This is a genomic window from Oryzibacter oryziterrae (assembly GCF_021864535.1).
Taxonomy (GTDB): domain Bacteria; phylum Pseudomonadota; class Alphaproteobacteria; order Rhizobiales; family Pleomorphomonadaceae; genus Pleomorphomonas; species Pleomorphomonas oryziterrae.
In genome coordinates this window covers 14,963-38,297 of sequence record NZ_JAKJIC010000031.1, presented here as the reverse complement: position 1 = coordinate 38,297, position 23,335 = coordinate 14,963, and the positions used below count along the sequence as shown (strand labels likewise).

At 64.6% G+C, this 23,335-nt stretch carries 19 protein-coding genes; 8 read left to right on the top strand and 11 right to left on the bottom strand.

Annotation, left to right across the window (positions count from 1 at the left end; all coding sequences use genetic code 11):
- Positions 1-353 precede the first annotated feature (353 nt).
- The 11 genes from L2I41_RS20500 to L2I41_RS20450 form a co-directional block, all read right to left on the bottom strand.
- Entirely contained in the window at positions 354-707 is a 354-nt protein-coding gene (locus L2I41_RS20500) for a hypothetical protein (RefSeq protein ID WP_237155489.1), read from the bottom strand.
- Between the two features lie 12 nt (positions 708-719).
- Positions 720-1,301 (bottom strand): DUF5681 domain-containing protein, encoded by a 582-nt coding sequence (locus tag L2I41_RS20495; protein WP_237155488.1) that lies wholly within the window; start codon positions 1,299-1,301, stop codon positions 720-722.
- Positions 1,298-1,798 carry a DNA-methyltransferase gene (locus tag L2I41_RS20490; protein ID WP_237155487.1) on the bottom strand — a complete coding sequence of 167 codons (501 nt, stop codon included), beginning with the start codon at positions 1,796-1,798 and terminating at the stop codon, positions 1,298-1,300. The genes L2I41_RS20495 and L2I41_RS20490 overlap by 4 nt, the downstream gene beginning before the upstream one ends.
- Complete coding sequence (locus L2I41_RS20485) at positions 1,770-2,672, bottom strand: ParB N-terminal domain-containing protein (RefSeq protein ID WP_237155486.1); 903 nt, start codon at positions 2,670-2,672, stop codon at positions 1,770-1,772. The genes L2I41_RS20490 and L2I41_RS20485 overlap by 29 nt, the downstream gene beginning before the upstream one ends.
- A 1,526-nt stretch (positions 2,673-4,198) precedes the next feature.
- Positions 4,199-6,193, bottom strand: coding sequence for a CocE/NonD family hydrolase (locus L2I41_RS20480; RefSeq protein WP_237155485.1), 1,995 nt, complete (start codon positions 6,191-6,193; stop codon positions 4,199-4,201).
- Entirely contained in the window at positions 6,194-7,804 is a 1,611-nt protein-coding gene (locus L2I41_RS20475) for an ABC transporter ATP-binding protein (RefSeq protein ID WP_390634554.1), read from the bottom strand. It abuts the gene before it with no gap.
- Between the two features lie 5 nt (positions 7,805-7,809).
- The gene (locus L2I41_RS20470) at positions 7,810-8,637 is read right to left on the bottom strand and encodes an ABC transporter permease (protein ID WP_237155483.1); all 828 of its coding nucleotides are present in this window, start codon (positions 8,635-8,637) and stop codon (positions 7,810-7,812) included.
- Positions 8,638-8,641: 4 nt separating this feature from the next.
- A complete protein-coding gene (locus tag L2I41_RS20465) occupies positions 8,642-9,589 on the bottom strand; it encodes an ABC transporter permease (RefSeq protein WP_237155482.1) in 948 nt (315 codons plus the stop codon).
- 78 nt (positions 9,590-9,667) lie between these two features.
- Entirely contained in the window at positions 9,668-11,245 is a 1,578-nt protein-coding gene (locus L2I41_RS20460) for an ABC transporter substrate-binding protein (RefSeq protein WP_237155481.1), read from the bottom strand.
- Between the two features lie 38 nt (positions 11,246-11,283).
- Complete coding sequence (locus tag L2I41_RS20455; RefSeq protein ID WP_237155480.1) at positions 11,284-13,335, bottom strand: oxidoreductase; 2,052 nt, start codon at positions 13,333-13,335, stop codon at positions 11,284-11,286.
- On the bottom strand, positions 13,325-14,602 hold the full coding sequence (locus tag L2I41_RS20450) for an aromatic ring-hydroxylating oxygenase subunit alpha (RefSeq protein WP_237155479.1): 1,278 nt from the start codon (positions 14,600-14,602) through the stop codon (positions 13,325-13,327). The genes L2I41_RS20455 and L2I41_RS20450 overlap by 11 nt, the downstream gene beginning before the upstream one ends.
- 176 nt (positions 14,603-14,778) lie before the next feature.
- Between L2I41_RS20450 and L2I41_RS20445 the strand changes: the two genes are divergently transcribed.
- From L2I41_RS20445 to L2I41_RS20410, 8 genes are all read left to right on the top strand, one after another.
- Positions 14,779-15,726, top strand: coding sequence for a LysR substrate-binding domain-containing protein (locus L2I41_RS20445; RefSeq protein ID WP_237155478.1), 948 nt, complete (start codon positions 14,779-14,781; stop codon positions 15,724-15,726).
- Positions 15,727-15,979: 253 nt separating this feature from the next.
- The gene (locus L2I41_RS20440; RefSeq protein ID WP_237155477.1) at positions 15,980-16,600 is read left to right on the top strand and encodes a cupin domain-containing protein; all 621 of its coding nucleotides are present in this window, start codon (positions 15,980-15,982) and stop codon (positions 16,598-16,600) included.
- Between the two features lie 174 nt (positions 16,601-16,774).
- Positions 16,775-17,716, top strand: a complete 942-nt coding sequence (locus L2I41_RS20435; protein WP_237155476.1) for an ABC transporter substrate-binding protein — start codon at positions 16,775-16,777, stop codon at positions 17,714-17,716.
- Positions 17,717-17,908: 192 nt separating this feature from the next.
- Positions 17,909-18,706, top strand: a complete 798-nt coding sequence (locus L2I41_RS20430) for an ATP-binding cassette domain-containing protein (protein ID WP_237155475.1) — start codon at positions 17,909-17,911, stop codon at positions 18,704-18,706.
- On the top strand, positions 18,703-19,728 hold the full coding sequence (locus tag L2I41_RS20425; protein ID WP_237155474.1) for an ABC transporter permease: 1,026 nt from the start codon (positions 18,703-18,705) through the stop codon (positions 19,726-19,728). Before L2I41_RS20430 ends, L2I41_RS20425 begins: the two co-directional genes overlap by 4 nt.
- Before the next feature lie 2 nt (positions 19,729-19,730).
- Positions 19,731-20,819 (top strand): phosphotriesterase family protein, encoded by a 1,089-nt coding sequence (locus L2I41_RS20420; protein ID WP_237155473.1) that lies wholly within the window; start codon positions 19,731-19,733, stop codon positions 20,817-20,819.
- Between the two features lie 20 nt (positions 20,820-20,839).
- Positions 20,840-21,607, top strand: a complete 768-nt coding sequence (locus L2I41_RS20415) for a glutamine amidotransferase (RefSeq protein WP_237155490.1) — start codon at positions 20,840-20,842, stop codon at positions 21,605-21,607.
- A gap of 95 nt (positions 21,608-21,702) precedes the next feature.
- Positions 21,703-22,971 carry a Zn-dependent hydrolase gene (locus L2I41_RS20410; RefSeq protein ID WP_237155472.1) on the top strand — a complete coding sequence of 423 codons (1,269 nt, stop codon included), beginning with the start codon at positions 21,703-21,705 and terminating at the stop codon, positions 22,969-22,971.
- The last annotated feature ends 364 nt before the right edge of the window (positions 22,972-23,335 follow it).

Sequence of the window (23,335 nt, the reverse complement as noted above, 5' to 3'; positions counted from 1 at the left end):
GGTCCGATCAAGCCCACCTAAAGTTTGCCGCAATCTCTCTTCGCATGATGACAATCAACATTGCAACCCGTTTTTATCCGGACACAATCACGAATCCACAAAACACATCCGCAAATTATCCACATGCCCATCAAACGGAGGCGAACGCCTACAACTGACCACATGCCGGCATCGGACAAAGTGTTGGCCATAAGCCCAAAGGGAAGATGTCCGACCTTTGAATTGCGAACGATTGGCCCCAATGCAGCCGAACACACATTGCCCGCGATTTTGATTACCTTGTTCAGATGGTCAAAGTTGCTTGTGACGATTTGGGTGGGTCAGGATATCGAAGTTAGCACCATATTCGCAGGTCACAGACGCCAAGCACTGCGGCCGCTCGTCGGAAATGCGGCACTGTTAAACCCTTTGATCAGATCGATCTGGAATGAGAGCCATTTGGTGACAGTACCCAAGTCGGGCAGAACCATGCCCCGGCGTACCTTGCGGCCCAATGCAGTCCACGCCTGATAAAGTTCTTTCAGCAGACGGCGCTTCGACCAGCTCTCGTAGCGCATCAGCAGCAAGGTGATTTCCGTTTCGGCAAGCCGTAGTCGCGGTGGAATGCTGCGTTCAAGCAGGTAATAAAGTACCATTGCGGTTCCGGGTTCATGCACCGGCTCGCTATTGAGACGTGTCTCAGATCGGTGATCGAGGACATCCTGCATGATCAAAACACTTCAGAACGCCATTGTCTCCTTCAGCGGCGCTTCGTCTACCTCGCAGATCGGTCCGACGAACCTAACGCCTTTTGCGTAGTCGATGATCACGTCGTCAGGATGGGGCAGGACGCGTGGCGACGGCTGCTTGCGTTCTGCAGCCAATGCAAGCTCCTTCGACTTTTCCTCCTTGTACCAGGACCAAAGTTCGATATCCCGTTGTCGCTCCCGAAGTGCAGCGTGCTCGGCCGTTTGGATGAGGGTGTAGGCCAGATCCTGCGATACGGCGTTGCCCTTGAGGGCGCTGGCTAAAATCGTCTGGACCACAGCCTCGGCCATCGGCATTTCGGTGATGCGGTCGTTCTCGCGCACGCGGACGGGCTTGCGGGAGGCCTTCAGCAGCGCGTTGAGCAGGGGCTGGTCGGCAAGCCTCGTCTCCGGGGGGCCGATCCGCGGTCGCCCTCTGGGATTGCCCGATTGGCCCGGCTGGAAGCGTGTATGTTCGGGTGGGCGGCTGTAGCCGACAACCTCAAGGACCTTCTTTTTGACGGCCTCGACGGTCTCGTCCGACGGGCCCTTGCCTTTGCGGCGCTTGCCGCTCATCGCTTAGCCCTCCGCTTGCCAGACGACGTGCCTTGCGCGACGACTGAGGGAGCAACGTCAGCCCTTCCCCGCTGGAGTGCCAAGTCCTCAAAGAAAAGTCCTCCGTCGCCAAGCGTCGCCCGCTTGCCGGTGTAGCGCTCCCAGCGGGCAATGATGGTGTCGCAATAGGCCGGGTCGAGCTCCAGCACCCGCGCGCGCCGGCCGCAGAGTTCGGCGGCCAGCAGTGTGCCGCACGAGCCGGCGAAAATGTCGAGCACGGTCTCGCCGCGCCGCGTGCAGTCGCGGATCGCGTCGGCCACCAATGCCACTGGCTTGACAGTCAGATGCATGGCCTGCTCCTCGCCCCGCGTGACGCTCATGCTGCTGATGCCGGCATAGTCCCAGACATTGGTGCGATAGTGCCCGGTCTCTCCGAGACCGAAGGTGTTGGTATGCGCCCCCTCCCCCACCTTGAAGACGAAGACCAGTTCATGCTTGGAACAATAGAAGCTGCCCATGCCGCCGTTGGTCTTGTTCCAAACGCAGAGGTTCTTGAGCTCGGTGAAGGCGGCCCCACCGGGCATCGAGGAGTTCGCGCATGTGCCGCCTGTCCATGCAGACGAAAGCGATTGCCCCGTCCTTGGCAAGCCTTGCAGCGTTCGACAGAGTCAAGGACAGGAAGGCCGTGAACTCCTCCCGCGTCATCTCGCCTGAGGCGACCGCAAACTCGCGATGCCTGACTGCACCGAGCCCCGAGACATGACCGTCGATCGGCACGTTATAGGGCGGATCGGTGAAGATCAGATCGACCGATCCTGGCTCGGCCAGACGGCAGACGGTCTCCAGCACGCGAGCGTCGCCGCAGAGCAGCCGGTGGGCTCCGAAATGCCACAGGTCGCCAGGGCGCGTGACGGCGTGATCGGGCGTCGGCGGAATGAAATCGGACGATGCGTCCGGCGTCGCTGTGGAAGCTTCTCGGGCTCGATCGAGTGTCAGGTCGACCTCAGCGAGTGAAAAACCGGTCAAGGTGACGTCGAAGTCGATATCGACCAGCGCCTGCAGTTCGACCGCCAAGATCTCGGCATCCCAGCCGGCATTGAGCGCCAGTTTGTTGTCGGCCAACACATAGGCCCGTCGTTCGGCCGGGCTGAGGTGCGACAGCTTGAGCGTCGGCACGGCCGCGATGCCGAGCTCCCGGGCGGCGAGCACACGGCCGTGTCCGGCAATGATCTCATTGTCGTCGCTGATCAGGACCGGGTTGGTGAAACCGAAACGCCGAATGCTGTCGGCGATCTGCCCGATCTGCTTCTTCGAATGGGTTCGCGCATTACCCGCATAGGGCCTGAGTGCGGTGGTCGGAACGATCTCAACCGAGGGGAACGAAGGCTCCATCTGCGTCCTTCTCCTGTCATACGCCAGCGCGTCATTGAACTGTCGCTGGAACAGAAGGAGAGTATTTCTGAAAAGAGAAGCAAAAACAATGAGCTAGGCCGAAGCGCAAGGTTGCCTTCGAAGCCCCCTTCAAACAGCCTTCAAAACCCCTTTGAAAGGCCTTTAAAGGGAAAATCAGGTGTAAGACTTAGAAATGCCCCTAAAAATTGTGTGGCCCTGGAGGTCGATAACCCTCACTTTGTGACCGAATCACGTCGCGCCAGAGTTGGCCCGCCGTGCCACGGCCCCTCTTCTTGAGCACCCTAAAAGTCACCCCGCTCCCCTTTGTCGGCTTGCTCGGGGAACTTGGCGAGCACAAAACTTCTGGGGCGCGCACGGCTTCGCCGCGGTCTCCGCGGACCATCATTGTGAAACGTCTCGACCGAGGGACTGCGAGCATGGCCCCTATCGATCTCTGTATGACCGGGTGGCAATCGAAACCAGGAAAAGACAATCGGAAACCGGCGATTAGCAAAGCCCTTTCAATGCGCGGCAACGCGTTTCCGCCGAATGGCAAACCAGACCTGCAGACACGCATGCCCTTCCCTCCAACGAGCAAATTAACCCCACATAGCGACAATCCAATCCCGTATAACGACAACCGAAATACCCTGATCCAGACCAACAACCCCTCGAAATGCCACCGCCCCTGAGGTTGTTTCAACAAAGGTATCGTAGCTAAGATACTGAAATAACAGATTATCGCACTCATCCGGACATGGAGCGTGCCAATCGATCGATTTGACGCGAAGTCGTTGAAACAGGGAATTGCAAGCGAGACCAGTTCGCACAAGACTGCGACATCCGCCACTCACTTTTCGGACTATTGAGTTTTCAATGGGTTAGCTGGCCCATGTGTTTTCAGGTGCGAGCCTGGAACAGGGCAGTTCAGTTTGCCGCGGCGGCTTGCGAGGACGCTTTGGTGGCATGTGGCTGGAGCCTTTCGCCGCCCTTCTTGCGCGTGCCAAATGATCGGTTTTGCTGATGATGGCAACGCCAATGTCTCGGCTGGCTGGTGCAGTGATTTGGTCCGGCAATGTGGCCGCTTGCTTGAGGCGACCGTGTGGTGCCACCGCCATCGTGCTTCATGGTAGGACGCAGAGCGACGCGATCAGCAGAGTGTTCGACAAAGTCGGGCTGTTTGACGACGCTGCGGTCGAGTGCATGCGGCTCCTGGAGCGGACAGGCGTGCCGGCAGACTGCGCTGATCGCCATCGTCTGCCAGTGTTCGGGAACAATGGATCGAATGGTCAACCGGACGAGCGGTGACCTTCGGAACAGGTTTGCCACTGCACCGGTGTTGCCGCCTCCGCCGGCGGGTGGATATCGGCATGTGCCCTATTCAATGTGCACGGTCGCCTCGTCGAAGGTTCGGGCGAGCAGAACATGGCGATCGAGAGAGTCCATACGGAAATGGCGGCGATAGAATGCCGCCATTCCGCTTCATGCGCGACCCGCCGGGCGGATGGGCGTCCGGCGGTGGGGCGTCAGAGGGGGAAGCGCGGCAGGCGCTCGTCCCAGTGGCGGCTGAACACTTCGACGTCGGCCTCGAAGACCTGAAGCGTTGCCTCCATCCGGAAGTGGCTGCGGTCAGCCGTCAGCCGGGTTGATGCCTCGGTACGGAAGACCTGGCCGTCCACGTCCATGACATAGGTCTCGTCCACCTCCGACACCGCCGACAGCGGGTCGCTGCCGTTGACGCTCAGCCGGCGGGTGAGATCGTGCGACAGCGTCACGCCCACTTCGTCGAAACGCAGCACGCCCTCGCCGAACACGCCGCCGCGCCCCTCGGTAACGTAGGTCATGGTGTCGGTCATGGCGTCGAGCGAGACGGATCGCTTGAGCGTCCCCTCCTTGAGCTTGGTGACCGGCGTCGGCGCGCCCTGGCGCGGCGAGGCCATCACCGGTTCGGCTTCGTCGGCCACCACCGGACGCACCGGCAGCTTGAGCTGGCTGCCCGCACAATGAATGGTCAGTGTCGCCGCCTCGGCCGCCGGCCAGACGATCGGCCAATAGGCGGTGGAGATCGCAAGGCGGATGCGATGGCCGGCCGGGAAGCGATGGCCGGCCACTTCGAGCGGAATCGTCACCGTGTAGACCTCTCCCGGTTCCAACGCCTCGGGAGCCTCAAAGCCGTCGCGATGGGCGAGATTGCGTACGGCATAGGTGACGCGCATGGAGGTGCCGTCCGGCGCCACGTCATTGAGACGGAGGCAGACCTGCGCCGCAGGCTTGTCGGAAGCGAAGGTGAGCTCCACCACGGGATTGCCAAGGATGTCGAGCGGTGCGTCCAGCGGGTCGGTGTCGAACAGTAGTGAGAAGCCGTCATCGAGGCGCTGGTCGGTGGGCATCTCGCCGGCGCAGCCGGTGCCCATCCATTCGCCGGAGGTCACGCCGGCATAGAGCGGCGAACGGATCGACAGGCGGTCGTCGCTTGCAACAGTACCGAGGGCATGATCGCCGAAGGCAAAGATGCGGTCCGTGATCGTCGGGCTCGGCCAGACGGCTTCCGCCACCCAGCGGCCGGGCGAAGCGGGCAGCGTGGCATCGGGCGCGCGGGCGTCCTCCACATAGGCGGTGAGCATGGGGCGGGCCTCGACGCCAGTGTCTTCCCCGGCCAGCCAGTGCTTCCACCAGGCAACCGCATGGCCGAGGAAGTCATAGGCCGGCGTCGGCACGCCGTCCTGCGGATAGACATGCGCCCAGGGGCCGATCACGCCCTGGCGCGGCACGGCGAGATGCTGCAGAAGACGCGGCACGGTGTTGGTATAGCTGTCGGCCCAGCCGCCGATGGCCAGGACCGGACAGCGGATCGCCGCGTAATTCTCGCCGACGGAGCCCTGCTTCCAATAGGCATCGCGCGTCGGATGGGCGAGCCAGAGCGCCGGCCACAGCGGCATGGCCTCGAGGCGCTTCAGCCACTGGTCGCGCCAACTCGGCCCGACCAGGCGCCGGTCGAGCGGCCGGGCCTGATAGGCCAGCATGATCGCGCCCCACCAAAGATTGTCATTGAGCAGGCAGCCGCCCATGTAGTGGATGTCGTCGCCGAAGCGATCGTCGGTCGAATAGACGGTGATTATGGCCTTCAGCGCCGGCGGATTGTGCGCGGCCACCTGCAGGCAGTTGAAGCCGCCCCAGCTCTTGCCCATCATGCCCACCGCGCCGCTGCACCATTCCTGCTCGGCGATCCAGGCGATCACCTCCACCGCATCAGCCTGCTCGATCGGCAGATACTCATCGTGGCACAGCCCCTCGCTCTCGCCCGTGCCGCGCATGTCGACACGGATGGCGGCAAGGCCATTGTCGGCGAAGAAGCCGTGCATGGGATTGTCGCGACCGCGTGTGCCGTCGGTCTTGCGATAGGGAATATACTCAAGGACGCATGGCGCCGGCCGCACCGCCGGCAGCCACAGCCGGGCGGCGAGCCTGGTGCCGTCCTTGAGGGGGATCCAGATATTCTCGATGATTTCGGGGGCGGACATCTACGAGGCCGTTCTTTCCTGGAGGTGACGGTCAAGCCAACCAGTGTCGAGCTCGGGAACCGAGGCGATCAGCTTGCCGATATAAGGGTGGTCGGTCTGGGCGAAGATCTCCGCCGTGGTGCCGTCGGCGACCATCTTGCCGTTGGCCAGCACCACCACGCGATGGCCGATGCGGCGGACGATGCCGAGATCGTGGGTGATGAACAGATAGGCGAGCCCGAGTTCGGCCTGCAGGCGATGCAGGAGCTTCAGGATCTCCTCGGCCACCAGTGGATCGAGCGCCGAGGTCACCTCGTCGCAAATCACCACGTCCGGCTCGGCAGCCAGCGCCCGGGCGATGCAGACGCGCTGCTTCTGGCCACCGGATAATTGTCCCGGCAGGCGCTGCGCAAACTCCACCGGCAAGCCCACCAGCGATAGCAGTTCGCCGACCCGCGCGCTGCGGGCCTCGCCCCTCAGGCCGAAATAGAAGGTGAGCGGACGGCCGATGATCTCGCCGATGCTCTGGCGCGGATTGAGCGCCACATCCGGCAGCTGGTAGACCAGCTGGATGCGTCGCAGCGTGTCGCGGTCCCGTTCGCGATGGCCGGGTGGAAGATCGCCACCGTCGAACTGGATCTCGCCACCCGACGCCGACACCAGACCGGCGATCGAGTAGGCGATGGTCGACTTGCCCGAACCGCTCTCGCCGATCACCGCCACCGTCTCGCCGCGCGACAGCGAGAAGCTGACGCCGGACACCGCCTTCTTCGGGCCATAGGAGACGTCCACATGGTCGAGCACCAGCACGGTCTCCGGCCGCTTGTCCTCGACCTCGAAGGCGGCGGAGCGGGCGGCGGTCCGTTCGGCCACAAGCGCCCGGGCGTAATCGGTGGTCGGGCGCAGGAGCACGTCGGCCGTTGCCCCCTCCTCCACCAGCTTGCCGTGCCGCAGCACCATGATGCGGTCGGCGATCTGCGCCACCACGGCAAGATCATGGGTCACATAGAGCGCGGCGACCTGCTGGTCGCGGATCAGGCGGCGCAACAGCACCAGCACTTCGATTTGCGTGGTGACATCGAGTGCGGTGGTCGGCTCGTCGAGTACCAGGATGTCCGGCCGGCAGGACATGGCCATGGCCACCATGGCCCGCTGCAACTGTCCGCCCGACACCTGATGCGGATAGCGCCGGCCAAAGCGGGCGGGATCGGGCAGATCGAGAGCGGTGAACAGCTCGACGGCGTGCGCCTCCGCGTCCTTGCGGCTGGCGAGACCGTGCCGCACCGGCCCCTCGCAGATCTGATCCATCAAGGTCAGCGCCGGGTTGAAGGCCGCCGCCGCGCTTTGCGCCACATAGGCGATGCGGGCACCGCGATAGGCGCGCCGGGCGTCCTCGTCGAGTTCCATCAGGTCGACGCCACCATGGCGGATCGTTCCACCGGTGATGTGGCAGCCGGGCCGGCTGTAGGCGAGCGCCGCCAGCGCGATGGTGGACTTCCCGGCCCCGGACTCGCCGATCAGCCCGAGCACGCTGCCGCGTTCGAGCTTGAGGCTGACGCTGTCGACCAGACGGGTACCGCTTGTGGCGGTCACCACCAGGTTTTCGATGTCGAGCAGCGGATGATCGTGCATGGCGCTCATTCCTTGATCCCCGCCGGACGGGCGTGCACCGACAACAGCCAGTCCACGATCAGGTTGACGGCGATCGTCGTCACGGCGATGGCCGCCGCCGGATAGAAGGGGGCGAGCCCCCCGAGATTGATGGCAGCGGTGTTGTCGTGGACCATGGCGCCCCAGTCGGCAAAGGGGGGCTGCACGCCAAGGCCGAGGAAGCTCAGCGAGGCAACGAACAGGAAGATAAAGCAGAAGCGCAGGCCGAATTCGGCCACCAGCGCTGGCACGGCGTTGGGCAGGATCTCGCGCCAGACGATCCAGCGCCAACCCTCCCCGCGCAGGGCGGCGATGCGGACGAACTCCTGCACGATCAGCCCGTTGGCCACCGCGCGCGCCAGCCGGTAGACGCGGGTTGCCTCGAGGATGCCCATGGTGAGGATCAGCACCGGCACCGAGGTGCCGAGTACCGCCAGCACCATAAGCGCCACGATCAGCACCGGCACGGCCATGATGACGTTGACGAGCGCCGAGATCAGCTGGTCGATCAGCCCGCCGATCAGGGCGGACAGGAAGCCGATGGCCACGCCCAGCGCGAAGGCGACGATGGTGGAGAGGATGACGACGGTCAGCGTCGTCCTTGTGGCGAACAGCAGGCGCGAGAGCATGTCGCGGCCGAGATTGTCGGTGCCGAGTGGGAAGGCCAGCGACGGCGGCGCCCAGACGTCGCCGACGAGGTCGGTCTCGCCGTAAGGGGCGATCCAGGGGGCGAGCAGGCCGGCGCCGACGATCGCCACCAGGAGGGCGATGCCGATCAGCGCGGGCGTGGACAGGCGGGATCCGAACAGTTTCATGGCCTCACCTCCGGTGCCTGAGGCGGGGATTGAAGACGAGCGCCAGCACGTCGGCGCCGGTGTTCAGCCCCACGTAGACGATGGCGAACACCAGGCCGCAGGCCTGCACGGTCGGCAGGTCGCGTTTGGTCACCGCGTCGACCAGCAACTGACCGATGCCGGGGTAGACGAACACCGTCTCCACCACCACCGCGCCGGCAACCATGTAGGCGAGATTGAGCAGCACCACGGCGATGATCGGACCTGAAGCGTTGGGCAGGATATGCGCGAGGATGATCCGCCGACGGTCGAGACCCTTGAGCCGCGCCATCTCCACATAGGGTGCCGCCATCTCGGCGAGGATGGTGGCGCGCGTCATGCGCAGCATATGCGCCAGCACCACCAGCGTCAGCGTCAGGATTGGCAGCGCCATGGCCTTCAGGCGCAGGCCGAGCGCCATGCCGGGGAACACCGTGCCGAGGCTCGGCAACCAGCCCAGATGCACCGACAGGACGATGATCAGCCCGTAGCCGACCAGGAACTCCGGCATGGAAATGATCCCGAGCGACAGCGCCGAACTGGCCCGGTCGGTGGCCTTGCCCTCGTGCAGCGCCGACAGGATGCCGAGCGTGAGCGCCAGCGGCACGGCGATCAGAGCCGCGCAGGCGGCCAGGAACAGCGTGTTGCCGAGGCGCGGCAGCAGCAAGGTCGCAATCGGCCGACCGCTCGCCAGCGACTTGCCGAGGTCGCCGTGCAGGCAACCCCACAGCCAGTTGACGAAGCGCAGCCAGGACGGCTGGTCGAGCCCGAGGCTGAGCCTGAGCTTGGCCACGTTGGCCGGCGTCGCCGACTGGCCGAGAATGGCCGTCGCCACGTCGCCCGGCAGCATTTCGGTGCCGAGATAGAAGAGAGCGCTGACGACGAACAGGGTCACCAGACCGATCGCCAGACGCGAGAAGATGAAGCGGGCCATGCCTGAGCCATACAAGAGGAGATGCAAGGGCTCCGGCGGCCAGCCAGGGCGGGCCGCCGGAGCCATGAGGAACCCGGGTCAGCCTTCCAGCCAGACCTTTTCGCCGATGCGCTGGCCCATCAGATCGAACTGCGGATGGGTGCCGACGCCCTTCACATGCGACGCGGAGGCCTCGAGATAGTCGATGAACATCGGAATCATCGCGCCGCCGTCGTCGGAAATCTGCTTCTGGGCTTCGAAGTAGAGCTCCTTGCGCTTGGCATCGTCGAGCTCGGTGCGGGCAGCGATGACCAGCTTGTCGAAGTCCGGCCGCTTCCAGAAGCTGTCGTTGTAGCTGGCGTCAGACAGATAGGCGACCGACAGCATCTGGTCGACCGTCGGACGACCGCCCCAATAGGAGGCGCAGAACGGTGCCTTCATCCAGACGTTGGACCAGTAGCCGTCGGCAGGCTCGCGCTTGACGTTGACGGTGATGCCCGCCTTGGCGGCAGCCGCCTGGTAGAGCACGCCGGCGTCGGCCGCGCCGGCAAAGGCGGCGTCCGACACCGACAGGTCGACCGACAGCGACGACAGGTTGGCCTTCTTGAGATGGAAGGCCGCCTTGTCGGGGTCATAGGCCCGCTGCGGCAGGTCGGCGTGATAGGGGCTGGTGCGCGGGATCGGATGGTCATTGCCGAGCACGCCATAGCCGCGCAGCACGGTGTCGATGATCTTCTGCCGGTCGATGCCGTATTTCAGCGCCATGCGCACGTTGACGTCGTCGAAGGGCGCCGCCGTGCAGTTCATCAGGAACACCGCATGCTGGCCGGCGGAGTTGCGCGTCACGGAGATCGCGTCATTGCCCTTCAGCATGTCGATGGCATGCGGATCGAGCCGGTTGATGACGTCGACCTCGCCGGTCAGCAGCGCGTTGGTGCGGGCGGTGGTGTCGCCGATCACCGTGGTCTCGATGGCGTCCACATAGGCGCGGCCGGCCTTCCAGTAGCCGTCCCGCTTCTTGGTGACGATGCGCACGCCCGGATCGAAGCTTTCCAGCACATAGCCGCCGGTGCCGATCGGGTTGGCCCAATCGGTGAAGTCCTTTGGCACCACCATGAGGTGATAGTCCGACAGGATGAACGGCAGGTCGGCATTGCCCGAGGTGAGCGTGATCTTGATCTGGCTGTCGGTCACCTTGGCCACGTCGGCGATGGCCGCCAGCGTCGACTTGATGCCCGAAGTGGTCTCGCCGCGGTGCAGGTTGATCGAATAGATGATGTCGTCGGCGTCGAGCGTCTTGCCGTTGGAGAAGGTCACGCCCTTGCGGACGTTGAAGATCCACTCGGCGGCGCCGGGCTTGGATTCCCACGATTCCAGCAGTTCGGGGACCGCCTGGTTGGTCTCGTCGATTTCGACGAGGCCGTTGTAGATCTGATAGCTGACGTTGACCGGCACCCAGTCGGTCAGGGTGCGCGGGTCGAGCACGTCGGTGGTCGAGCCACCGCTCATGCCGAGGCGCAGCGTGCCGCCCGATACCGGACCGTCGGCGAAGGCGCGGCCCGACAAGCCGGGCAGAAGGCCGGCGCCGAGACCGAGCGCGGCGGCGCCGGTGAGAAAGCGCCGGCGGTCGAGCGTGAAGCCGGAGGCGGCGAGATGCGGATAACGCTTGTCCTGCATGGATTTACCCTTCTCTGGAAGTCTTATGGTTCTTGTTGTCAAAGGTCTTTCAGCAGCCGCACCGCATCGAGGATGGCGGCGTGGATGTTGCGGCCGGCGACGGCGTCGCCAATCCTGAACAGCTGGAAACGCCCGTCGCGATTGCGCAGGACGGTCTGGGCCGTGGCGGCGATGACAGCGGCCTGGTCGACTTCGCCGAGGTTGGACGACAGCGGCCTCAGCGAAAAATACAGCTCGTCCAGCGGCGTGGTGCCGGCCTCGACGACGATCATGTCGGCGCTGCGCTCCACCTTGCGGCGGGCAAAGTCGTCGACGAAAGTCGCGGTCAACTGGTTGCCGGCGCGGCGGATACCGGTGAGCCTCAGTGTCAGGCCGATCGTGGTGTTGTGCTCGCTCAGCACCTTCATGTAGGGCGGGAAGGCGGTGCCGCCCACGTCCGGAGCGAGACTCCGCTCGGGGGTGACCAGCTCCACCTCGGCGCCGGCCGTGGCGGCGAATTCGGCGGCGGTCAGGCCGGCGTGCCCGCCGTTCTCGTCATAGACCAGCACCTTGCCCGCCGGCTTGGCGGCGCCGGACAGGAGATCCCAGGACGAGGTGGCCAGATCCGCCCCTTCGGCCAGCATGGAGAGGTTCGGCAGGCCGCCAGTGGCGATCACCACCACATCGGGATCGAGCGCCAAGACGTCCGCCGCCTCGGCATAGCAGTTGAGACGCAGGTCAACGCCCAGCCGCTCGCATTCTGTCTGACGCCAGTCGACGATGCCGAGGATTTCCTTGCGCCGATTGAGCTGCGCCGTCAGCCGCACCTGCCCGCCGAGTTCGTCGGCCGCCTCCAGCAGGATGACCTGATGGCCGCGCTCGGCGCCGATGCGCGCCGCTTCGAGCCCGCCCGGTCCGCCACCGACCACCACGATGCGGCGGCGCGGTCCGGTGGATTTCTCCAGCACATGCGGGATCTTCGCCTCGCGCCCGGTGGCGGCGTTGTGGATGCAGACGGCCTCGCCGTTGTAGATGGAGTCGATGCAATAGCCCATGCCGACGCAGGGGCGGATCTCATGCTCACGACCCGATGCCAGCTTGAGGCCGATATGCGGGTCGGCCAGATGCGCCCGCGTCATGCCGACCATGTCGAGCTTGCCGGCCTCGATGGCATAGCGGGCCGAGGCGACATCCTGGATACGCGAGGCGTGGAAGGTGGCGACCCTGGCGGCGGCCCGCACCTCGCCGGCAAACTCCAGATGCGGATTGGCCTTCGCCCCCATGCCGGGGATGACGTGCGACAGGCCTTCCTCGGTGTCGATATGGCCGCGGATCACGTTGATGAAGTCGATGCGGCCCGCCGCCGTCAGCCGTCGGGCGATCTCCAGGCCCTCGGGCGCGGTGATGCCGCCTTCGGCCACCTCGTCGGCCACCATGCGCACGCCGACGATGAAGTCGGGGCCGACGCGGTCGCGGATAGCGTCCATCACCTCGTTGCCGAAGCGCATCCGATTGTCCAGGCTGCCACCATAGTCGTCGTCGCGGCGGTTGGTGAGCGGCGACCAGAACTGATCAATGAGGTGGCCGTAGCATTCGAGTTCGAGACCATCGAGCCCGGCCGCCTTCACCTTTTCGGCCGCGTCGGCATAGGCGGTGATCACCCGGGCGATGTCCCAGTCCTCCATGGCCTTGGGATAGGCTCGGTGCGCGGCTTCGCGCACCGAGGACGGGGCTAGGATCGGCAGCCAGTCGGCCTTGGCCCAGGTGGTACGGCGGCCGAGATGGGTCACCTGGATCATCACCGCCGCGCCCTTGTCGTGCACGTCATCGGCCAGTTCCGACAACCAGCGGACGCATTCATCCTTGTAGAGCAGGATGTTGCCGAAGGCCTGCGGACTGTCGGGCGCCACGACGGCTGAGCCGCCGATCATGGTCAGGCCAATGCCCCCCTTCGCCTTTTCGGCATGATAGAGGCGGTAGCGCGCCTTGGGCAGGCCGTCCTCGGTGAAGGCCGGCTCGTGGGCGGTCGACAGCAGGCGATTGCGGAAGGTCACGCCCTTCAGCGTGAAGGGCTCAAGCAGCGGATCGCGGCGGCGGGCATCAAAGGCCATGACTGACCTCGTCCGCATAGCCGAAGGCGGTCAGGCGCTCGATGTACCAGGTGGCGAAATTCTCGAGCTGGTACTCGGTGAAGCGCGAATAGGGTCCCGGCTGGTAACCGATGCCCGATACGCCAGCATGGGTCATGCCGACGAGATCGGCGTCCTGCCGGTTGGTGGCGCGCCAGACCTCGATGAGCTTCTGCAGGTCGTAGTCGACACCCTCGACCGCGTCCTTGTGCACAAGCCATTTCGAGCGGACGATGGTGCGATCTTCCGACAGCGGGATGACCGTGAAGGTCAGCGCGTGGTCGCCCATGAAGTGGTGCCAGGAGTTATGGGTCCACAGATGCACGTCGCCGAGATCGGTGCGGCCGTCCTTGCCGAGCAGCTTGTCGGACACGGCCTTGCCGTCCATGGACTGTGACTGCCCGCCGCCGGAGATGATAAGGCGCTGGGTGCGGAAATTGGTGGCGTGACCGGCCAGATGCTCGACGGCGCGGGAGGGAAAGCCCATGGCCTCCCAGTTGGCGGTCTGCGCTTCGTAGCGCTGAAGATGCTCGGCTGCCGCCGCCCGTTCCTCCGGACTCTGGCTGTCGGGATCATAGCCGAAGTCGAGCGCGATGAAGCTGTTGCAGAGCTCGGGATGCGTGCCCGAGCAGTGATAGCATTCGCGGTTATTCTCGATCACCAGCTTCCAGTTGCCTTCCTCGATAATGTCTTCCTGGTAGGCAATCTTGGTATTGCGCAGGTCGTAGTGGGCAAGGCGCGGCTCCATCACGGCGGCAAGGTCGTCGATGTCGTCGGGCGGGGTGTCCGCAAGGCAGATGAACAGCAGCCCGCCGATCGAGCGAAGGTGCACCGGCTTCAGTCCGTGGCAGGTGTGATCGAAGTCGCTGCCCATGTGCTGGGCGTGAACCAGGTCGCCGTCGAGGCGATAGGTCCACTGGTGATAGGGGCACGTCAGGTTGCCGATGCTGTGCAGACCGGGTGGCAGCAGCCGCGCGCCGCGATGGCGGCAGACGTTGTGGAAGGCGCGAACCTCCTCGTCGTCGCCGCGCATCAGCAAAACCGAAGCCTTGCCGAACTCGATCACCGAGACATCGCCGGCCTCCGGCACGTCCATTTCGACGCCGGCATAGATCCAGTGATTGTGGAAGATGACCTGCATGTCGACCGCAAAGACGTCGGCACGCGTGTAGAGGTCGGCTGGCAGGCTATGGCCGGGCCGGCGTGCCGCGATGAGTTGCGCGATGGATTTCAAGGTTCTGTCCAGCATGGGATCTCACATGCAATTAGGTATATTCAATTAGTAGATCCGGGCTATTTTTTTCGTCAACCGCAGTTTTTTGCGGGTTTGACATTTGAAAAACTAATGTGATAGCCATTTGGGCAGAAAGATCAGAGGCGCGGCAGTGAGGCTTGTTTGAAGGCAGCCGTGCGACAGGAGGACGCATGGTCGCCTTTCACAAGAAGCTGCCGCCGCTCAAGTCGCTGCTGATCTTCGAAGCGGCGGCGCGGTTGCGCAGCTTCACTCTGGCGGCGGCCGAGCTTGGCGTCACGCAAGGCGCGGTCAGCCTGCAGATCCGCCAGCTGGAGCGCGATCTCGGCACGCCCCTCTTCCTGCGCTTTCATCGTCGAGTTGCCCTGACAGCGGAGGGAAGCGAACTGGCCGAGGTGCTCGGCAGCAGCTTCACCCGCATCGCCGACACGCTGGCGCGGATGCAGCCGGAGGACGAGCATCAGCTGACGGTCGCCACCACGGTCGCGCTGTCGCATTTCTGGCTGCTGCCGCGCATTCCGGAGTTCCGCGCGTTGATGCCCGGTCTCAGCCTCCGGATCGTCTCGCAGGATCACCCGGTCGACTTTGCCACCGAGGACATCGACGTCGCCATTTCCTACAGCGACTCGCCCTTCCCTTCCGGCAAGGCCGAGTTTCTCTGGTCCGAGGAGGTCTTTCCCGTCTGCACGCCGGCCTTTGCCGAACGGCATGGCGATCCGCAGACGCTCGAACAGCTCCTGGCTCTGCCGCTGATCTCCGCCGATGCGCGTGAGCGCAGCTGGATCACCTGGGACCACTGGTTCGCCCGGCTCGGGCTGCCCAACGAGCCGCGGTCGCTGCATCTGCGCTTCAATCACTATACGGACGCGATCTATGCCGCCGCATCAGGCGAAGGCGTCGCGCTCGGTTGGCGGCACCTGATCGGCGACGCCCTGCGTGAGGGACGCCTCCGGCGCCTCTCACCGTTTTCGGTGAAACCGCCAGGGGCCTATCATGTGCTGCTGCCGGACCGCCGGCCTGCGCGCAAGAGCGTGGACACCTTCGTCGCATGGCTTCGCACCGTCACGGCAAACCTGACGCAGCCACTGTCGGATGAGACGCAGTTTCCGTTATCCGGATAGCGCGGCTGAACGTCGATATTGAGATTGGGTCTTCGGCACGGGAATGGGGCCTCGCACGCCTCGCCTCCGTCCGGGCAATGGTCTGAGCGGCTACGGCGCTTCAGCATGCTGGACACTTGCCGGTGGCAGTCGCCATTTTGGGGATCCGTCCAGCTGGGTGCCAACGCTTGTGTATATCACTCTCTTGGTCGAGTTCGATTGCCGGCCCGCCGAACGGTTGTTATCCTGCGCGGACGTGAACAGGACAGAACGTATGAACAAGCATCATTTGCCGGGACAAGCAGGTCAGGACAGTGCCGATGACGCCGTGAGCCTGCCGCCGGGGCTTGGCATGCGCCTCAAGCTGGCACGGCAGACTCGCGGCTTGACGCTGAAGGCGCTGGCGGTGGAGGCCAACTGTTCGGAAAGCCTGCTGTCCAAGATCGAGAACGGCAAGGCCTCGCCGTCGCTGCCCATGCTGCATCGCATCGTCAAGGTGCTCGACAAGAATATCGGCTGGTTCTTCGAGGACACCCAGGCCGAGGAAGGCATCATCTATCGCGCCGGTTCACGCCCGCTGCTGACGCTGGACACTCTGCGCCGCGGCACCGGTATCCGCCTCGAGCGCATCATCCCCTATTCGCCGGGCCATCTGCTCCAGTGCAACATCCACCATATCGAACCGGGCGGCGAAAGTGCCGGGCCGATTCAGCATGTGGGCGAGGAAGTCGGCTATGTGCTGGCCGGGCGGGTCGAACTGATCGTTGACGACAAGACCTACCTGCTCGAACAGGGCGACTCCTTCGTCTTCAACTCCGACCGTCCCCATCACTATCGCAATGGCGGCGATGAGGCGGCCAGCATCTTCTGGGTCAACACGCCGGCGACTTTCTGAGCCTTTCCGGCCTGCCGGGAGTACCCCCCGGCAGCGACCATCTGATCAAGGGTTCACCAGGGTGAGAGTTTGTGCATTCAAGTCACTTGACAAGCAATCAAGTTACTTGAATTATCACCCCCGGCATCTCGGTGCCCCGCCCTGACGAGGGGGCGAGAAAAAAGGGGAACTCCAATGACACTGTCCAAATTGCTCGTGCGTTCTGCCGCCGCTTGCGCCCTGCTGGCCTCCGCCGGCCTTTCGGCCGCCCATGCCGCCACCTATGCGCTGGTGACCATCAACCAGCAGGCCCTCTTCTTCAACCAGATCAACGACGGCGCCACGGCCGCGGCCAAGGCCGCCGGTGCCGATCTGGTCATCTTCAATGCCAACAACGTGCCGTCGGCCCAGAACGACGCCATCGAGAACTACATCACCCAGAAGGTCGACGGTATCATCCTCGTGGCCATCGACGTCAACGGCGTCAAGCCGGCCATCACCGAAGCCAAGAAGGCCGGTATACCGGTGATCGCCATCGACGCGCAGATCCCGGACGGTGACAACATCGCCTTCGTCGGCGTCGACAACACCAAGGCCGGCTATGATATCGGCAAGTTCTACGCCGATTACGTGAAGTCCTCGCTTGGCGGCAAGGCCTCGGTCGGCGTGGTTGGTGCGCTCAACTCCTTCATCCAGAACCAGCGCCTCGACGGCTTCAAGAAGGCCGTGACCGACAGTGGCGTCGCCGTCACCTTCCTCGACACGGTCGACGGCCAGAACGTTCAGGACGTGGCCATGTCGGCCGCCGAAAACCTGATGACCGCCAACCCTTCCATGGGCACGCTCTATGCCACCGGCGAACCGGCGCTGGTCGGCGCGGTGTCGGCCGTCACCGCGCAGAGCCACACCGACAGCGTCAAGGTATTCGGCTGGGATCTGACCAAGCAGGCCGTCAAGGGCATCGAGGACGGCTGGGTGACCGCCGTCGTGCAGCAGGATCCGGCCGGCGAAGGCAAGGCCGCCGTCGAGGCGCTCGAAACCCTCAAGAAGGGCGGCACCGTGCCGGCTGTGATCAACGTGCCGGTGACCATCGTCACCAAGGAAAATGTGGCGACCTTCAAGCCGATGTTCGAATAAGCTGAAGCTAGAGCATCCGTCCGGTTCCTGTCGTGAAGATCGGGTCCGGACGGTGCGAGACCCTTGAGCGAGGCTCGCCGGCCCTTGGCACGGCGGGCCGCCGTCCCGTCCGGGGACAAGGGGCAATCGGCTGCGGTTGCCGACTTCCCGGCCCGGCCGATAGGCGTCGACGCGATGACGAAGGACTTCCGGATGCAAGACACTCCGCCGTTCCGGGTCAGGATGACCGGAATTTCCAAGCAATATCCGCCCATCAAGGTGCTGGACGACGTGTCGCTGACGCTCAAGCCCGGCGAGGTGCTCGGCCTCGTCGGCGACAATGGCGCCGGCAAGTCGACGCTCAGCAAGGTGCTGTCCGGCGCCATCATTCCCGACAGCGGCACCATCGAGATCGACGGCGAGATCGTCCATTTCACCTCGCCCGCCGACGCGCGTGCCGCCCGGGTCGAGATGGTCTACCAGGACCTGTCGCTGTGCGACACCGTTGATGTGGCCGGCAACCTGTTTCTGGGGCGCGAGCCGCGCCGCCGCATTCTCGGCATACCCTTTCTCGACAAGGCCGACATGCACCGGCAGGCCCGAGCCATGCTCGACCGGCTCGGCATTGTCATCGCCGATACCCGCCTCAAGGTGGAGAACCTCTCCGGCGGCCAGCGCCAGTCGATTGCCATCGGCCGGGCTGCGTCCTTCGCACCGCGCGTGCTGATCATGGACGAGCCGACCGCCGCTTTGGCCGTGGCCGAGGTGGAAGCGGTGCTGGAGCTGATCCGGACCGTCAGCGCCGCAGGCGTTTCGGTCATCCTCATCACCCACCGGCTGCAGGATCTGTTTCTGGTCTGCGACCGCATCCAGGTGATGTACGAGGGCCGCAATGTGGCCGAGCGTCTGGTCAGCGAGACCACCATCGAGGAAATCGTCAACCTGATCGTCGGCCGCAAGTTCACGGCGCGATCTGCCCGCAGGGCCCAGGACGCGGAGCTGGCACCATGAACCAGGGAACCTCTTCCGGCGACGTCCGTGCCGCTTCGCTGCCGAGCGAGCGGCGGCTGCTCAAGCACAGCCTGCTCACCGAGCTCGCCGGCAACAGCGTCATTTCCATCGCTGCCTTCTTTGCTGTGGTCTGCGTGGTGTTCTCGCTCGGCACCGACGCCTTTCTGACCTCGGCGAACCTGCTCAACGTGGTCCGCCAAGCTGCGCCGTTACTGATCGTTTCGGCGGCCATGACCTTCGTGATCACCACCGGCGGCATCGATCTGGCCGTCGGCTCGGTGGTGGCGATCACCGCGACGCTTTCGGCAGTCTTCCTGCAATGGGGCCTGCCCTGGCCGCTGGCCGTGCTGGCGCTGCTGGGGATCGGCGCGGCCATCGGCGCCCTGCAAGGCTTCTTCGTCGCCTTCGAGCGCATCCCCGCCTTCATCGTCACGCTGGCGGGCCTGTCGGTGATCCGCGGCATCGCGCTCCTGATCACGGGCGGCTATTCCATTCCCATCGATCCGGAGAGCAGTTTCAACCTGATCGGCCGCGGCCAGATCGGCCCGATCCCGGCGCCGGTGGTAATCGCCTGCCTGTTCATCGTGCTGGCCAACGTGGTCTATGGCGCCACCACCTTCGGTCGCTATGTCACCGGTGTCGGCGCCAATGCCGAGGCGGTCCGCCGCGCCGGCGTCAACACGCGTCTCGTGTTGCTGAAAGTCTACATCCTCTCGGCAACGGCGGCGGCGCTGGCCGGCATCGTCATCGCCGCGCGCCTCGGGTCTGGGTCGGCCAACTCGGGCCAGGGTTTCGAACTCGACGTCATCGCGGCCGTCGTGCTCGGCGGCACCAGCCTGTTCGGCGGGCGCGGTTCGATCATCGGCACCCTACTCGGTGCGCTGACCGTCTCGGTGATCGCCAACGGGCTGATCCTCGCCCATCTGTCGCCCTTCCTGACGCCCATCGTCACCGGCACCATCATCCTGGTGGCCATCTGGCTGAACTTCCGCCTGTTCCCGGCGGCGACGCGCACGAGGTAGTCATGGACCATCTTTTCACCAAGGCGCAGGCGCCGCGCCACCCCATCGGTGTGGCGAGCAGTCAGGCCATGACGGTTCTGGGGCCGGTGCCGGTGGCCGACCTCGGCGTTACCCTGATGCATGAGCATATCCTGCTTGACGGCGCCAAGTCCTGGCGCTGCCCCTGCGACATCGACGCCGAAGAGCGGGCGATCTCCGAGCAGCCCGTGTCGATCGAGGCCATCGGCGAGCTGCGCATGAACCCCTATCTCAGCCGCGACAATGTCTCGCTCGACGACGTCGATCTCGCCCTCAAGGAACTCAAGCGCTTCCAGGCCTTTGGCGGTGCCACCGTGGTCGATGCCACCAATATCGGCATCGGCCGCGACCCCGAGGCGCTGGCCCGCATCGCCCGCCTGTCCGGCCTGCGCATCATCATGGGCACCGGTTTCTACCTCGAACACACCCATCCCGACTGGCTGAAGGCCATGGATGTGGAGGCGGTGACCGAATATATCGTCAACGACGTCGGCGGCGGGAAGGAACAGCCGCCGATCATCGCCGGCATCATCGGCGAGGTTGGCGTTTCAAAGGACTTCACCGCCGAGGAAGCCAAGTCGCTGCGTGCCTCGGCCCGGGCGGCCCGGCTGACCGGCGTGCCGCTGACCATCCATCTGCCCGGCTGGGAGCGGCTGGCGCACAAGGTGCTCGACATTGTCGAGGAGGAAGGCGCCGATCTCCGCCATACCATCCTCTGCCACATGAATCCCAGCCATGACGACTTTACCTATCAGGACAGTCTCGCCCGACGCGGGGCCTTCCTGGAATATGACATGATCGGCATGGACTATTACTACGCGGACCAGGACGCCCAGTCGCCGTCCGACGAGGAGAACGCCCGCGCCATCGCGCGGCTGATCGATGCCGGCCATGCCGACCGCCTGCTCATGTCGCAGGACGTGTTCCTCAAGATCATGCTGACCCGCTACGGCGGCTTCGGCTACGGCTATATCCTCAAGCACTTCCTCCCGCGACTGAAACGCCACGGGGTCGATCAGGCGGCCATCGACCGCATGCTGATCGACAATCCCCGGTCCGTCTTCGCGGCCTGACCCTTTCCCTACACGGAGCCATCATGACCAAGAAAGTCCTCCTCGCCGGCGAGTCCTGGGTGTCGACCGCGACCCATATCAAGGGCTTCGACCAGTTCCCCACCGTCACCTTCCATACCGGTGCCGACGCCCTGCTGGCCGCACTGAAGGGCGGCCCGTTCGACGTGCGCTTCATGCCGGCCCATGAGGCACAGCGCGACTTTCCCCAGACCATCGAGGCCCTGTCGGACTATGACGCGGTGATCCTGTCCGATCTCGGTGCCAACACGCTGTTGCTGCACCCCGACACCTGGATCCATTCCAAGACCACGCCCAATCGCCTGAAGCTCATCCGCGAGTATGTGCGCGGTGGCGGCGGCCTGCTGATGTTCGGCGGCTACTATTCCTTCCAGGGCATCAACGGCGGCGCCCGCTATCACAAGACCGCCGTCGAGGAGGTGCTGCCGGTCACCTGCCTGCCGGTCGACGACCGCGTCGAGGTGCCCGAAGGCTTCACGCCGGTGGTGACCGGGGCGGCCGACCATCCGATCCTCAAGGGCCTCGGCGGCGACTGGCCGGTGCTGCTCGGCTTCAACGAGGTGACGGTCAAGCCCGGCGCCGAAGTGCTGGCGACGGTGACGGGCGAATATGGCTCGCTGCCGCTGCTGGTCACCGGCACATATGGCAAGGGCCGCACCGTCGCCTGGACCTCGGACGTCGGGCCCCATTGGCTGTCGCCCGATTTCGTGGCCTGGCCCGGCTACAAGCCGCTGTTCGAGCAGATGCTGGCCTGGGCCACTGGGGCCTGAGCCCACGCAGGTTCCGGAAAGCTGTCCCACGGATTTCCGACCGGAATCTGCTTAAGGTCCAGCCAGACACGCAACAGGAAAGGCAATGCCAAACCATGGTCGGCTTGAGGATCAACGCCGAGCGCCTCTTGTCGCGCCTCGATGACTTCGCTCGCCTTGGAGCGACGGTCGGCGGCGGGGTCAACCGCCCTGCCCTCGGCCCCGAAGATCGTCAGGCTCGGCGGCTTCTGGCCGATCTTGGCCGGGCGCGCGGCTTTGCGGTGGCGCAGGATGCCATCGCCAATCTCTTCCTGCTCCGGTCCGGCGGAGCCAGCGGCGCGCCTTTCCTGATCGGCAGCCATCTGGACAGCCAGCCGACCGGCGGCCGCTTCGACGGCGCGCTGGGCACACTCACGGCCTTCGAAGTGCTTGAAGCGCTTGAAGATGCGGGCGTGGCGACGTCCATGCCGATCGAGCTCGTGTCCTGGACCAATGAGGAAGGCAGCCGCTTTGCACCCGGTGCCATGGGCTCGCAGGCTTTTGCGCTCGGCGCCATTCCCGAGGACTGGCAGGCGATCCTCGCCCGCGATGGCGCACCGCTAACCGGCGAACTCGAAGCCACGCTGGCAGCGCTGGCTGATGTGCCCCTGCGCCCCCTCGGCCAGCCGATTGCCGGTTATCTTGAACTGCATATCGAGCAAGGCCCCTCGCTGGAGGCCGCCGGCATCCCCATCGGGGCTGTCACCGGCGTTCAGGGAACGCGCTGGCTGGAGGTCGTCATGGAGGGCGCCGTGGCCCATGCCGGCACCACCGCGGCAACCTTCCGCCGCGATCCGGTGGTTGCCGCCGTGTCCGCCATCCACGCCCTGTCGTCGGTCATGGCGGAGGATCCCGAGGCACGGCTGACGGTCGGGCGCCTCGAAGTAACGCCCGGATCGGTCAATACCATCGCTGGGCGGGTCGCCTTCTCGGTCGACCTGCGCCATCGCGACCTCGACAGGCTTGTAGCCTTGGAACAGACCGTGCGGACAGCCTGCGAGGCCTTCGCGTCCGACAATCGTTGCCTGTGCCAGATCACGCGTACACTGGATCTGCCACCCGTGTCCTTCGACGAACGGCTGGTCGATCTCGTCGAGCAAGCCGCCGGCAACCTGGGCAAGCCTGTGCGGCGCCTGACGTCCGGTGCCTTCCACGACGCGCTGTTCATCGCCCGCCTCGCCCCGGCAGCCATGATCTTCGTGCCCTGCCGCAATGGCGTCAGCCACAGCGAAGCCGAGTATGTGGAGCCCGAACACGTGATCGCCGGCGCCCAGACGCTGCTGGAGGCAACCCTGCTGGCAACGGGGACGAGCGTCATCGCCCCCTCTCGTCCGTCAACAAGATGAGCATGCTGCGGAGAGATGAGAAAGAACCTGATCCGCTCCGGTATCTGGCGTTTGTGAGGCTGGAAATCCGGAGCATTCCGGCAAACTCCACGCCCCGCTGGAGAGCCAGTCTCTTTGCGCCGATTGACAACGACACGGCCAAGGCGTCGGCATTCGCTTGCTAGCTTTCAGTTCTCTCACGACATCTCCCCCCGGAGGCCGTGGAAACTCGATTTTCATTTGCCGGCTCTGCGGGTGAAACAAATTAGCAATGGGCGTTGAGACCTGGATTGCAGCACCAGCGCAAGCGCAAAGGTCGCCGACGCACAGGGGCACTTGATCAATCGTAAGTTCCTGTGTTTACGCGTGAACTTCTAGACAAGGC